Source organism: Lactiplantibacillus brownii, assembly GCF_031085375.1.
Taxonomy (GTDB): Bacteria; Bacillota; Bacilli; order Lactobacillales; family Lactobacillaceae; genus Lactiplantibacillus; species Lactiplantibacillus brownii.
The window spans coordinates 1,605,439-1,619,499 of sequence record NZ_JAVCWF010000001.1 but is presented as its reverse complement, the minus strand read 5'-3'; the positions used below and the strand labels follow the sequence as shown (position 1 = coordinate 1,619,499).

Below are 14,061 nucleotides of genomic sequence, written 5' to 3'. Positions count from 1 at the left end.
TGAAAAAGGAATTTTTTAACGAAAAAATGGAGGCAAACTATGCTCAGACTAGGATCACATGTGTCGATGAAAGCACCAGATATGTTATTGGGAGCTGCTAACGAAGCCCTCAATTATGGGGCTAATACGTTTATGATCTATACCGGCGCTCCGCAAAATACGCGCCGCAAACCGATTGACGAGATGAATATTCCCGCCGGTCAAGCGGTCATGGCCGCCAATGATCTGCAACAAATTGTGGTGCATGCGCCATACATTGTGAATCTTGGTAATACCAAGAAGCCGGGGTACTTTGATTTTGCCACGGAGTTTTTAGCTCAGGAGATCAAACGTGCAGAAGCGGTCGGCGCAACCCAACTGACCTTACATCCAGGCGCGCATGTTGGTGCCGGGGCAGAGGCGGCAATTGCCCAGATTGTGAAGGGCTTAAATGCGGTGATTCGACCGGAACAGACGATTCAGATTGCTTTAGAAACTATGGCTGGCAAAGGGACTGAAGTCGGCCGGACTTTCGAAGAACTTGCGAAAATGATCGATGGTGTCACCTATAATGAAAAATTATCGGTCACTTTTGACACTTGTCACACTAGCGATGCTGGTTATAACATTAAGGATGACTTTGACGGGGTGTTAAATGAGTTCGATCATGTCATTGGGTTGGATCGATTACAGGTCATTCATCTAAATGATTCTAAGAATCCACAAGGCGCTCATAAGGATCGCCATACTAATATTGGGATGGGAACGATTGGTTTTGACGCCCTGAACCAAGTTGCACATCACCCACAACTGCCCAATATCAGTAAGATCCTCGAAACGCCGTATGTTGGCCCAGATAAGAAGCACCAAGTTGCGCCGTATAAATATGAGATTGCGATGTTGAAGGCTGGCAAGTTCAATCCTAATTTAATTGCTGATATTGAAGCACAAGTTTAAATCAGAATTAAAGACGATCAAAGTGAAGCTGATCGTCTTTTTTGTTTAAAAATTTTGGAGGTTTTACGATGAATTTAGCGCAAAAGCAACTTTTAATTGTTGGTGGGACATCTGGGTTTGGCTTTTCGGTTGCCCAGCAGGCTTTGGCAGCGGGAGCTACGGTGCAGATTATTGGTCACTCACAAGCACACGTTGATCAAGCCGTTCAAGCGTTACAAACTAGTGATCACCGCGTTTGCGGAACGGCGTTGGATGCCCAAAATAGGTCGACATTAGCAGCCTTTTTTGACCAACAAGCGCCCTTTGACCATATTTTGTCATTTCTTGGTGGCGCGATGGGCGGAGGCTTCCTTGATAATTCTGTCGCAGCCATTCGCCAAGCGATTGAGGCCAAATTCTTTGCAAATTTACAATTGTCACAGCTCGCTGCCAAGAAGCTCCGACCACAAGGATCATTAATCTTAACCTCGGGATCAGGCGGGCATCCATATGACGCTTCCGGAGCCATTATCGGCAATCAAGCGATCAATACCTTGGTTGCTGGCTTGGCGGTTGAGATGGCCCCAGATTTTCGCGTCAACGCGGTCGCCCCGACTTGGACACCAACTGGACTTTGGCGGCAACTGACACCTGAGCAAGTCCAAAAACAAGCGGCAGTTTTTGCCCAAGGGGTGCCCTTAAAACGAGTCGGCACCAAGGCTGAAGTCGCGGCGGCCTACGTCTATTTGATGCAGAATGACTTTGTGACCGGCCAAGTATTGCATGTTGATGGTGGCGTGGACTTATAAGCCAAGTTTAAGCCCAAACTAAAACGCCTGATGACCACTTAGTGTCTACTAGGTGGCGATCAGGCGCGATGAAATCAACTTAATTTTAATGGTTAGCTTCGTTGTAGCCTAAACTTTCGGTGATTAGAGTGGCGGTCTCTTCAATGGACTTGTTAGCAACATTGATCACTAAGCAACCAATTTTCTTGAAGATCTTGTCCGCCGAAGCGAGCTCTTCCTTGATTTTGTCGGTGTTGGAATACATGGTGTCAGGATTGAGCCCATATTGGACCATCCGTTGCCGCCGAATATCATTGAGCTTTTCAGGATCATTAGTTAGGCCAAAGATCTTTTTAGGATCAACTTGCCAAATCTCATCTGGAATTTGTGCTTTGGGTACCAATGGTAAGTTTGCAACTTTCAAATTGCGGTTAGCTAAGTATAATGACAATGGTGTTTTAGAGGTCCGTGAAACGCCAAGTAAGACGACGTCAGCTTCTAAGAAGCCAGAGGGATTTTTACCATCATCATAGGTCACAGCAAATTCGATGGCGTTAATCCGGTCAAAATAGTTATTATTAAGCGCATGCACCGTCCCAGGATGATTCGATGGTTGCGCGTGTGTGATGCCTGAGAAAGTGTCCAAAGCCGGTGTCATGACGTCATAGTAAGGTAAATTGTGCGCCTTACAGAATTGGTTCACCATTTGACTTAACTTGCGATCTACAAAAGTGTGGAAAACTGCCGCTTGTTCTTTTTCGGCTTGAGCTAAAACGGTGTTTAATAGTGATTCAGTCCGGACGAATGGAAAACGTTGGTAGATGATTTCAAAATTAGAAAATTGAGCCGCAGCGGCTTGAGCGACTGAATGAGCCGTTTCACCGACGGAATCTGATAAAATAAAGATCTTAATTTTGGGCATGGTTAAAACCTCGTTTCATTCTTAATAATGTCTCTAGTGTAGCATAGGCATAGGGTTATGAAAACGATTTACTGCCCGGAATAATCGTTTGTTTGCAGATTATTTTTATTATTCCTAAAACTTTTATTGACGGGGTTTTACGATTTATGTATAATTTACTAGAACAGTTGTATTATGTAAGGTTACATAATTTGACGGTTACTTTTTAAGCTCGGAGGGAGGGAATTTATTATGGCAAAAACAGTCGTTCGTAAAAACGAATCTCTTGATGATGCTCTTCGTCGCTTTAAACGTACCGTTTCAAAAAGTGGTACTTTACAAGAATACCGCAAACGGGAATTTTACGAAAAACCAAGTGTGAAGAAGAAGTTAAAATCTGAAGCAGCGCGGAAGCGTAAGAACCGTCGTCGTTTCAAGTAATTAGTATTTCGATACTAGCACTTGAAATTGAGGAGGGTACCCAATGAGTTTAACAGAAACGCTCAATGGTGATCTTAAAGCTGCAATGAAAGCGCGCGATAAGCAAAGCCTCAGTGTTTTGCGGATGCTTAAGTCAGCATTAATGAATGAAAAGATTAATGCTGGCCATGATTTAACTGCCGATGAAGAAGTGAGTGTTATTTCACGCGAACTGAAGCAACGGCGCGAATCATTAAGTGAATTCGAAAAGGCTGGTCGTCAAGATTTAGTTGACGGCGTCCAAGCTGAAATTGTCATTGTTGAAAAGTACATGCCAAAGCAGTTGTCTGACGATGAAGTCAAACAAATCGTTGCGGCCACGATTAAACAAGTCGGTGCTACCGGCAAGGGCGATTTTGGTAAAGTGATGGGTGCAGTCATGCCAAAGCTGAAAGGCCAAGCAGACGGTAAACTTATCAACCAAACAGTTAAATCATTATTGAATTAACGGTTAAGTCAAGGAAGAAATTCCTTGGCTTTTTTAGTGTCGTCAAGTCTTGTTAGCAGTGGAAGGGCGATGCTGGTAGGGTCCAGGGTTTTATGCTATGATTAGTTAACAAAAGCACGCTAAAATTTCGAGTGCTAAACGAGATTTTAGCAACGACCATGGCAGAACATGGTCATTAAATCTGTCTATAAAGGAGTCCATGTTTTTGACCGAAAACTCAAAATATGAACAAAAGTTTCTCATTGCTGACCCTGGCCAATCAGTGGCGCTACTCGGACCAGAAGATCAACATTTGACCATGATAGAAGATGGCTTACACGTCAATCTCCATGTTTTTGGTGACCAAATGACGATTAGTGGCGATGATGAAGAAACTGTTCATAAAACTTATGCTGTTTTAGAAAATTTAACGAGTTTAATTAAGCAGGGTATTCAGATTGGTGCACCAGACGTGATCAGTGCGATTAAAATGGTTAATCGTGGCACCCTAGATTATTTTAAGGACCTATATGCCGAAACACTGATCAAGGATAATCGGGGACGACCGGTACGTGTCAAAAACTTTGGTCAACGCCAGTATGTCCAAGCGGTTGCGAAAAGTGATATTACTTTTGGTATTGGACCAGCCGGGACTGGGAAAACCTATCTGGCGGTCGTCATGGCAGTCGCTGCATTGAAGCGTGGCGATGTTGAGAAGATCATTTTGACACGGCCGGCAGTTGAAGCTGGCGAAAGCTTAGGCTTCTTACCTGGTGATCTAAAAGAAAAAGTTGATCCTTATTTGCGGCCAATCTATGATGCCCTTTACGAAATCTACGGTGCTGAACATACGCAGCGATTGATGGATCGTGGCGTCATTGAAATTGCGCCGTTGGCCTATATGCGGGGTCGGACATTGGATCGTGCGTTCGTTATTTTGGACGAAGCCCAGAATACGACGAATGCCCAAATGAAGATGTTTCTGACACGTCTAGGTTTCGGTTCTAAGATGATCGTCAATGGGGATATTTCACAGATTGATTTACCACGAAATACGACCAGTGGCTTGATTCAAGCTGAACGGATTTTGACAGGGGTCAGCAACATTGCTTTCGTCAAGTTTACGGCGGATGACGTCGTGCGGAACCCAGTTGTTGCTAAAATTATTACCGCCTATGAAAAGGTCGAACAACGCTAAACGGAGGCAATCATGGATTTAGAATTAGTTGATCAAACCGTTGCGGGAGCGCGTGAGTCTGACTTACAGTTGGTTCGCGACCTGATCGCGTTGGCGGGAAAAACATTGAAGTTACGGGACGATACTGAAGTTTCGGTGACATTAATGAATAATGAAGCGATTCAAAAAATTAATGAAACCTACCGTGGGGTCGATCGCCCGACGGATGTGATTAGTTTTGCGATGCATGATGATGATGAAGATGATTTGATCGTGATGGACCCAGAAATGGCGGCTGAGATGCCACTAAATTTAGGGGATATTATGATTTCGGTTGATAAAGTTGACGAACAAGCCGCCTTTTTAAAACATTCGCGTGAACGTGAATTAGGCTATCTTGTGGTCCACGGTTTCTTACATTTGAATGGCTATGACCATATGCAACCAGCAGATGAAACCGCGATGTTTGCTTTACAGCGAAAGATTTTAGACACGTATGGCCTCAAAAAATAGACCAGTTAAACCGCAAATTGATAAAAATCACTCGTTTTGGCAGTCGTGGTTGCATGCTTGGACGGGGTTAAAAACGGTTGTTCGTGAAGAACGAAATATGCGGACGCACATTGTGTTAGGAACGGTGGCATTGCTGGCTGGTTGGTTCTTTGGTCTAACCGTTAATCAGTGGCTATGGCTTAGTTTAGCAATCTTTTTGGTCATGTTGTGTGAGATTAACAACACGATTGCTGAAAATATTTGTGATCTGATCACTGGGCCGCACTACCATCCGTTAGCTAAAAAAGTTAAAGATATCGCTGCTGGTGCCGTCGTTTTTGCGGCTGCCTTTGCAGTTTTAGTCGGCTTGATTTTGTTTTTACCGAAATTCTGGCAGTTATACTTAACTTGGCGGTAAGAAAGGGAATAACTATATTATGGATAATCAAGATTTTCGTTCTGGCTTTGTGGCCATTATTGGTCGACCCAACGTGGGTAAGTCCACTTTATTAAACCGAATTGTTGGTCAAAAAGTGGCAATCATGTCGGATAAAGCTCAGACGACGCGAAACCGGATTCAAGGAATTTACACGACTAAGGATACTCAGATGGTCTTTATTGACACTCCTGGGATTCATAAGCCACACAGTCGGTTAGGCGATTTTATGGTCAAATCAGCCTTGTCGACACTTGGTGAAGTAGATGCCGTGTTGTTTATGATCAACGCTGATGAACGCCGGGGCGCCGGGGACAACTTTATTATTGAACGTTTAAAGGCGGTTAAAAAGCCGATTTATTTGGTCATTAATAAGATCGATCAAATTCATCCTGACCACTTGTTAGAGATTATGGATCAGTACCAAGACGCCCTTAAATGGGAAGAAGTCTACCCAATCTCTGCCTTGGAAGGGAACAATGTCGAAGAATTGGTAGAGACTTTGAAGGGCAAGTTGCCGGTCGGACCGCAATACTATCCTTCAGACCAGATTACTGATCATCCAGAGCGGTTCATTATCTCCGAATTGATTCGTGAAAAAGTGCTTGAATTGACACGGCAAGAAGTGCCACATTCAACGGCGGTCGTGATTGATTCGATCAAACGCCAAGATGAAGAAAAGATTCATATCCAAGCGACGATCATCATTGAACGGTCTTCACAAAAAGGGATCATCATTGGTAAAGGCGGGAGCATGTTGAAAAAGATTGGCTCGCTGGCACGACGGGATATTGAACGTTTATTAGGCGATAAAGTTTATTTGGAACTCTGGGTCAAAGTTCAAGAAAATTGGAAAGATCGAGAAAACTTGTTGGCTAGCTACGGTTACCGGCAAGATGATTATTAGAATCGTTAGGTGAGTGTATGGCCCAACAGATGGTCACCAATTTCAACGGCATCTTGCTTTATCGGCGTGACTATCGTGAACGGGACATGCTGATCAAGTTTTTGACCGCTGAATATGGGAAAAAGATGTTCTTTATTCGTGGGGCGCGTCGGCGTGGTTTTAAAATGGCCGCAGAACTCTTACCATTTACAATGGGCGAGTATGTGGGCGATTTAAAAGATCAAGGCCTTTCCTACATTAACAGTGTAAAAACGGTTCAATATTTTGAACAAATTAGCCAAGACATTAGTCTAAATGCTTATGCCACCTACATTATGAATTTAATTGATGTGGCCTATCCAGACAATCAGCCGGTCGGGCGTTGGTATCAGCAAATCGTGAGTGCCTTACAACTGATTGATCGTGAGGTGGCACCGCCACTCGTTGCTAATGTGATTGAAATCCAATTGCTGGGGGCGTTTGGGGTTGCGCCAGAATTGCGCTGGTGTACGGTTTGTGGTCGTCAAGACTTGCCTTTAGATTATTCGGAAAGTTATGGTGGCTTATTATGTCAACAACATTGGCATTTAGATCCCCATCGACTGCACGCGAGCCAAGCCACCATTTTTTACTTGCGGCGGTTTTCCGTGCTGGATTTAGCAAAAGTTAATTCAATCAAGGTAAAGCCTAGTACCGCAGCCCAATTGCGCCGGGTACTCGATGAAATTTATGATAATTCAGTGGGGTTACATCTCAAATCAAAAAAGTTTATTGATCAGATGGGTAGCTGGTATCAACCCTTGAAACCCCGTTCAAACGATAATTGACAAACGCCAGCGAGTCGACTATGATGATGAAGAACTGAATAGTTAAGTGTTGATGAGAGAAAGTTATCAAGCTCTTTTCATAGTGAGACCACGGTGGTGAGAAGTGGTTAAAAGTTTTGATAATTGGCGCTTTCGGAGCTTTCAGAAATTAATCAAGCTGCTGGGGAGACCCAGAAGTAGGGTGGAACCGCGATTTTAATCGTCCCTATGTCGTTTTTAGTGAACGACAGGGGACTTTTTTTGTGGCGTCAAACCATTCAGTCACTAATTTTGGGAGGAAGAAAATGAGCAAAAAGTTATCAGTGCAAGAGATTATTTTGACCTTGCAAGAATTTTGGTCAGATCAAGGCTGCATGTTAATGCAGGCTTATGATACGGAAAAAGGGGCCGGAACGATGAGCCCGTATACGTTCTTACGAGCAATCGGTCCAGAACCATGGAACGCAGCGTATGTTGAACCATCACGGCGGCCAGCGGATGGTCGTTATGGTGAAAACCCTAACCGGCTTTATCAACATCATCAATTCCAAGTTGTGATGAAACCCTCACCAGAAAATATTCAAGAGCTTTATTTACAAAGTCTCCAAAAATTAGGTCTAGATCCATTAGAACATGATATTCGCTTCGTTGAAGACAACTGGGAGAACCCCTCCATGGGCTGTGCCGGTGTTGGTTGGGAAGTTTGGCTTGATGGGATGGAAATTAGCCAATTCACTTATTTCCAACAAGTTGGTGGCTTAGAAGTTGATCCAGTGACTTCAGAAATTACTTATGGTCTAGAACGCCTTTCTTCTTATATCCAAGACGTCAATTCGGTCTTTGACTTGGAATGGGGCGATGGCGTGAAGTATGGCGACATCTTCTTGGAACCAGAATATGAAAATTCTAAGTATGCCTTTGAAGAAAGCAACGAAGCCTTGTTGTTAATGCTATTCGATGAATACGAAAAAGAAGCTAAAAAGCAGATCAAAAATGGTTTAGTACACCCAGCGTACGACTATTGTTTGAAATGTAGTCATACCTTTAATTTGATGGATGCCCGGGGGATGGTTTCAGTCACTGAACGGGCTGGCTATCTTGATCGGATTCGGAACATGGCGAAGTCAATTGCCAAAGAATTTGTGGCGCAACGTGAAAAGCGGGGCTTCCCATTGTTAAAACATGCGAAGGAGGAAACAAAGTAATGGCTAAAACTTATTTATTAGAAATCGGTTTGGAAGAAATGCCGGCACATGTCGTCACTCCTAGCGTGATTCAGTTAAAAGAACGCTTTGCGAAATTCTTAAAAGACGAACGGTTGGATTTTGACAACATCAAGACATTTTCAACACCACGCCGGTTGACGCTTCAAGTTGAAGGCCTTGCAGACAAGCAAGCAGATGTTAAAAAAGAAGTGCGTGGCCCTGCCAAAAAGATCGCTCAGGATGCGGATGGTAACTGGACCAAGGCAGCGATTGGCTTTTCAAAAGGCCAAGGCGCCTCTACGGATGACATCGTGTTCAAAGAAATCAAGGGAACGCCTTATGTCTTCGTACAAACGTTCACTGCTGGTAAACCGGCTAGTGAAGTATTAGCGGGCGTTAAATCTGTCATCACGAAGATGAACTTCCCAACTATGATGAAATGGTCAACCTTTAGCTTCAAATATATTCGGCCTATTCGGTGGCTTGTTTCACTGTTAGATGATGAGATCGTACCAATTAAAATTTTGGACGTCCAAGCGGGTCGGACGAGTCGTGGTCATCGTTTCTTAGGCCACGATGTTGAAATCAAGACAGCTGCGGATTATGAAGCTGATTTGGCCCAAGTCTACGTGGTGGCTGACGCCGCAAAACGTAAGGCTGAAATCAGAACTCAAATTGCCCAACTTGCGAAGGATCATGATTGGCAAATCAAAGTAAATGAAGACTTACTTGAAGAAGTCAATAACTTAGTTGAGTACCCGACAGCATTTGCTGGTGATTTTGAAGCTAAATACTTGGAAATCCCCGACGAAGTCTTGATTACCTCAATGCGGGACCATCAACGTTTCTTCTATGTCACGGATGCGGATGACAACTTGTTACCACATTTCGTTTCAGTTCGAAATGGGAATGCCGAAAACTTACAAAATGTGGTTTTAGGCAACCAAAAGGTACTCACAGCGCGTTTGGAAGATGCGGCCTTCTTCTATCATGAAGACCAACAACACTCCATTCAAGAATATGTTGAGCGTTTAAAGAAGGTTAGTTTCCACGATAAGATTGGGACGATGTATGAAAAAATGCAACGGGTCATGTATATCAGTGGTTTCTTAGCAAACCAATTTGGCCTGAGTGAAACTGAAAAGAACCAATTACACCGTGCTGCTCAAATCTATAAATTTGATTTGGTGACAGGGATGGTCGGTGAATTTCCTGAGTTACAAGGGGTCATGGGTGACAAGTATGCCGTGCTGAAGGGTGAAAATCCGGCGGTTGGTCAAGCCATCCGTGAACACTACATGCCAATTAGTGCAGATGGCGCCTTGCCAAAGTCTAAAGTTGGGGCCGTGTTGGCGGTTGCGGATAAAATTGATTCAATTACGAGTTTCTTTGCAGTTGGCCTAATTCCAAATGGGTCCAATGATCCATTTGCCTTACGTCGCCAAGCCTTCGGGATTGTCCGGATTGTCCGTGATCAAGGTTGGGACTTCCCAATTCGTCAGTTTGAAGAAGCCATTCAATCTGAATTGAAAGCCAATGACGCCACTTATCACTTGGATTTTGCCCAACAAACGCAACCTGTCGCTGATTTCTTGACGGATCGGGTCAAACAATGGTTTGGCAATCAAAAGATTCGTTATGATATCGTGGATACGGTCGTTAAGGGCCAACGTCAAGACATTCGTGAAATGTTTAGGGCTGCGGATGTACTCAATGCACATCAAAATGATCCGCAATTTAAGGACACCATTGAGGCGTTAACTCGGTTACTACGGATTACTGCCAAGGCAGATATTGATGTGAGTGATTTGACCGTTGATCCAGCATTATTTGAAAATGATGCGGAACAAAAATTGTATGAAGCCGTTGAAAAGCTTCAGAAGACAGTCACACCAACGATGCCGATGGATGACCGCTTTAAGGCGTTAGCCGGCTTACGGCCATTGATTGCCGCTTATTTTGAAGCGACGATGGTCATGAGTAAGGATGAAAAAGTTCGCGACAACCATTTGAAGCAATTACTGATTATTGCCAACATGGTCAATGTCATGGGTGACTTGAACCAATTAATCGTTAAATAACGTATAATGATGTACAATAAAAGGAATCTGTTGGCTAATCTGGCCAAACAGATTCCTTTTTTAGGTTGGGGTCATGTGTCAAAAGTGTGTTAGACCGGTACTTTGAGCGTATCATCAAACAAACTTGACAAATATGTCTAATAAGTGAGACTTATTATTGCACAGCTGTCAAACTTGTGGTACACTATATTTTGTAGAAATTCGCACATTAATAGTCGCATCTCGTTGTCGTGATGCGACTTTTCAATGTTGCGGTTATTTTGGCAGTTGTCAGTCGTTAATGTGAGAAATGGGGTGGCGATGTGGCCAATTTAATTCCAGAAGAAAAGGTCGATCAAATTCGTTCAGCGGTCAACATCGCAGACTTTGTCGGCCAGTACGTCCAACTGAAAAAGGCGGGTAAAAACCTCTTTGGGTTGTGTCCGTTTCATGAGGAACGGACGCCGTCTTTTTCCGTTAATGAACAAAAACAAATTTTTCATTGTTTTAGTTGTGGTCGTGGCGGAAATGTCTTTTCGTTTATCATGGATCTGGAGAATTTATCTTTCCCAGAGGCGGTCGCTAAGGTTGCTGATTTTGGACATATTGAGTTGGCAGCAACTTATACGGCTCAGAGTCAACCAGCAACGCCACAGAACAAAGAACAAGCCGCACTATTAAAGCTTTACGCGGATAGTGCCAAGTTGTATCAACATGTGTTGTTGAATACGGAGGCTGGTGAATCAGCCTTAAAGTATTTGCACCAGCGTGGTTTGGACGATGACACCATCAAGACGTTTGGGATCGGTTTTGCACCGCCCAAACAGTTGTTACTGGATTTCTTTCAAGAGCATCAAATTGATTATCAATTGTTGCGACAGTCAGGATTATTTATTGAAAATCAAGCCGGAGAATTGCGTGATCGATTTGTGAATCGGGTCTTGTTTCCAATTAAAGATGCGAGTGGTCGCGTCATTGCTTTCTCAGGACGGATTTTAAAGAAGTCGCCAGATGAGCCAAAATATTTAAATAGTCCGGAAACGAAACTATTTAATAAGCGTTCGGTACTCTTCAACTTTGATCTGGCCCGTGGGGCAATTCGGCAGCATAAATCGGTCGTTTTGTTCGAAGGGTTTATGGATGTCATTGCGGCGTATCGTGCCGGGATTCAAAACGGGGTCGCCTCAATGGGGACCAGTTTGACGAACGAACAAATTTACATGTTGGAACGGGTGACCGACCAGCTCTATATTTGTTATGATAGTGACATGCCGGGTCAAAAAGCGACCGATCGGGCCTTGAAGTTGTTGAATGGCAATAGCCGTTTACAACTAGGGGTCGTCCAAATGCCTGATGGGATGGACCCAGATGAGTATTTGCGTTCTGCTGGGGCGGAAAAGTTTACGCAGGTTTTTGAGGATGGTAAACAAACGCCGACCGCTTTTGAGATGCAATATCTGCGCCGTGATTTGAACTTGCAAAATACTCAGGATCAGTTGACTTATATTGCGGCCGTATTGACCCAGTTGAGTCGGTTGACTTCTAATGTTGAGCAAGATCTCTATTTAAATCAATTGGTACAAGAATTTGGCCTGGATAAGGGCGATCTGCGTCAACAATTACGTTCGGTGACCGGGCAGCAAACAGTTCATCGACAACCCAGTGGTGGCGGTCAACTGACGCCACCACCACCAATCGATATGACACCACCATCGCCAACCATTACAGGCGTACCGCCAGAAAATGGGCCGGTGAGTCGAGTCGAGCGTGCGGAACGGCTGCTGTTGTTCCGTTTACTGCACGATCATGATGTCTGGTTACGGGTGATGGCGATAGCAGGGTTTCACTTTGTCCATGACCAATATCAACAAATTTTGGTCTTTGCGGAAGCTTATTTTAAGACCCATCCGCAGTTTGAACTAGCGAATTTCACCGATTTTATGGGTGATCAGGCCTTACAGCCGGTGGTGACTAGTTTAGAGTTTATGGATGTGGCTGGTGAGACTTCGAAAGAAGAAGTCGCTGACTTGGTGAATGTCATCATGAATCAGCAACCGGTGGCCGAAAAAATTAATGGTAAAAAAGCCGAATTAACGGCGGCAAAACAGTTGGGCAATCGTGATTTGGTCCAACAACTAACTTTAGAATTAATTGAGTTGTACCGGCAAGCACAGCGGGTACAACAAGCTGAGAACATCTAGGAGGGGCTATTTTATGGCAAAAGCAAAATCAACCAGTTCAACGACTGAATACAACAAAGCAGTCCGAGCATTAATCAAGGATTACAAAAAAACTGGTACGATTAAATATGATGAATTATCTGATAAACTTGCTGCGCCGTATAAACTTGACGCCAAGGGCATCGATAAGTTATTGCAAAAAGTTGAAGATGCTGGGATCAGTGTCGTCGATGAAAAAGGTGATCCAGATGCACGTGCCGTTAAGAGTATCAAAAAGGTTACTAAGAAGGAATTAAGTAGCGCCGGGTCATCCACTGGGATCAAGATCAATGATCCTGTTCGGATGTACTTGAAGGAAATCGGGCGGGTCGACCTTTTGACCGCCGATGAAGAAGTTGCGTTAGCGTTACGGATCGAACAAGGCGATGAAAGTGCCAAACAAGAATTAGCTGAAGCTAACTTGCGGTTGGTCGTTTCAATTGCTAAACGTTACGTTGGTCGGGGCATGCAATTCTTGGATTTGATTCAAGAAGGTAACATGGGCTTGATGAAGGCCGTTGAAAAGTTCGATTATCGCAAAGGGTTCAAGTTTTCGACGTATGCCACTTGGTGGATTCGGCAAGCCATTACGCGGGCAATCGCGGACCAGGCACGGACGATTCGGATTCCGGTACACATGGTCGAAACCATCAACAAATTGATCCGGATTCAACGTCAATTGTTGCAAGACTTAGGCCGCGAACCTACCCCTGAAGAAATTGGGGCTGAAATGGATATGCCAACGGAAAAGGTTCGTGAGATCTTGAAGATCGCGCAAGAACCTGTTTCATTGGAAACCCCAATTGGTGAAGAGGATGATTCTCATTTAGGTGACTTCATTGAAGATCAAGACGCAACTTCCCCAGCGGATGCTGCGGCATATGAACTTTTGAAGGAACAATTGGAAGGCGTTTTGGACACCTTAACGGATCGGGAAGAAAATGTCTTACGGTTACGTTTCGGTCTCGATGACGGCCGGACTCGGACTTTGGAAGAAGTCGGAAAAGTCTTCGGTGTCACTCGTGAACGGATTCGTCAAATCGAAGCCAAGGCGTTGCGGAAATTACGCCACCCATCACGTAGCAAACAATTAAAAGATTTCTTGGAATAAGGTTATTTTAAAGCGGCAGTGCTGGTCAACCTCAAATGGGTTGATTGGCACTGCCGCTTTTTTTGTTAGGACTCAATAGCTTGTCAAACCTGGGATTGATTTATCTGCAGACCAACGCTATGCCAACTTAAAGAAAGTCAGGCTGACGCGCTCATACT

14 protein-coding genes are annotated in these 14,061 nt (G+C 44.0%); 13 read left to right on the top strand and 1 reads right to left on the bottom strand.

Annotated elements, in window-relative coordinates; genetic code table 11:
• Positions 1-39: 39 nt before the first annotated feature.
• Both RA086_RS07510 and RA086_RS07505 read left to right on the top strand, forming a co-directional pair.
• Positions 40-936, top strand: a complete 897-nt coding sequence (locus tag RA086_RS07510; RefSeq protein WP_308703217.1) for a deoxyribonuclease IV — start codon at positions 40-42, stop codon at positions 934-936.
• Positions 937-1,004: 68 nt separating this feature from the next.
• On the top strand, positions 1,005-1,724 hold the full coding sequence (locus RA086_RS07505) for an SDR family oxidoreductase (RefSeq protein ID WP_308703216.1): 720 nt from the start codon (positions 1,005-1,007) through the stop codon (positions 1,722-1,724).
• An 85-nt stretch (positions 1,725-1,809) separates the two neighbouring features.
• Here the strand turns inward: RA086_RS07505 and RA086_RS07500 are convergent, their stop codons facing one another.
• Entirely contained in the window at positions 1,810-2,625 is an 816-nt protein-coding gene (locus RA086_RS07500) for a pyruvate, water dikinase regulatory protein (protein WP_308703215.1), read from the bottom strand.
• Between the two features lie 231 nt (positions 2,626-2,856).
• Here RA086_RS07500 and rpsU point away from each other — a divergent pair, with 231 nt between their 5' ends.
• The 11 genes from rpsU (at position 2,857) to rpoD (ending at position 13,903) form a co-directional block, all read left to right on the top strand.
• Positions 2,857-3,045, top strand: a complete 189-nt coding sequence (rpsU, locus tag RA086_RS07495; RefSeq protein WP_003638914.1) for a 30S ribosomal protein S21 — start codon at positions 2,857-2,859, stop codon at positions 3,043-3,045.
• Positions 3,046-3,088: 43 nt separating this feature from the next.
• Positions 3,089-3,532, top strand: a complete 444-nt coding sequence (locus RA086_RS07490; RefSeq protein WP_308703214.1) for a GatB/YqeY domain-containing protein — start codon at positions 3,089-3,091, stop codon at positions 3,530-3,532.
• Between the two features lie 199 nt (positions 3,533-3,731).
• Positions 3,732-4,709 (top strand): PhoH family protein, encoded by a 978-nt coding sequence (locus RA086_RS07485; protein ID WP_308703213.1) that lies wholly within the window; start codon positions 3,732-3,734, stop codon positions 4,707-4,709.
• Positions 4,710-4,721: 12 nt separating this feature from the next.
• A complete protein-coding gene (gene ybeY / locus RA086_RS07480) occupies positions 4,722-5,201 on the top strand; it encodes an rRNA maturation RNase YbeY (protein ID WP_308703212.1) in 480 nt (159 codons plus the stop codon).
• Positions 5,185-5,598: a diacylglycerol kinase family protein gene (locus tag RA086_RS07475; protein ID WP_308703211.1), complete on the top strand. Its 414-nt coding sequence runs from the start codon at positions 5,185-5,187 to the stop codon at positions 5,596-5,598. Before ybeY ends, RA086_RS07475 begins: the two co-directional genes overlap by 17 nt.
• 19 nt (positions 5,599-5,617) lie before the next feature.
• Positions 5,618-6,523 carry a GTPase Era gene (gene era, locus RA086_RS07470; protein WP_308703210.1) on the top strand — a complete coding sequence of 302 codons (906 nt, stop codon included), beginning with the start codon at positions 5,618-5,620 and terminating at the stop codon, positions 6,521-6,523.
• 29 nt (positions 6,524-6,552) lie between these two features.
• Entirely contained in the window at positions 6,553-7,329 is a 777-nt protein-coding gene (recO, locus tag RA086_RS07465; protein ID WP_308704434.1) for a DNA repair protein RecO, read from the top strand.
• Positions 7,330-7,613: 284 nt separating this feature from the next.
• A complete protein-coding gene (gene glyQ, locus RA086_RS07460; RefSeq protein WP_308703209.1) occupies positions 7,614-8,513 on the top strand; it encodes a glycine--tRNA ligase subunit alpha in 900 nt (299 codons plus the stop codon).
• Positions 8,513-10,594, top strand: a complete 2,082-nt coding sequence (gene glyS, locus RA086_RS07455; protein ID WP_308703208.1) for a glycine--tRNA ligase subunit beta — start codon at positions 8,513-8,515, stop codon at positions 10,592-10,594. Before glyQ ends, glyS begins: the two co-directional genes overlap by 1 nt.
• Positions 10,595-10,896: 302 nt before the next feature.
• Positions 10,897-12,774, top strand: coding sequence for a DNA primase (dnaG, locus tag RA086_RS07450; protein ID WP_308703207.1), 1,878 nt, complete (start codon positions 10,897-10,899; stop codon positions 12,772-12,774).
• 13 nt (positions 12,775-12,787) lie between these two features.
• Positions 12,788-13,903, top strand: coding sequence for an RNA polymerase sigma factor RpoD (gene rpoD, locus RA086_RS07445; protein WP_308703206.1), 1,116 nt, complete (start codon positions 12,788-12,790; stop codon positions 13,901-13,903).
• Positions 13,904-14,061: the final 158 nt, after the last annotated feature.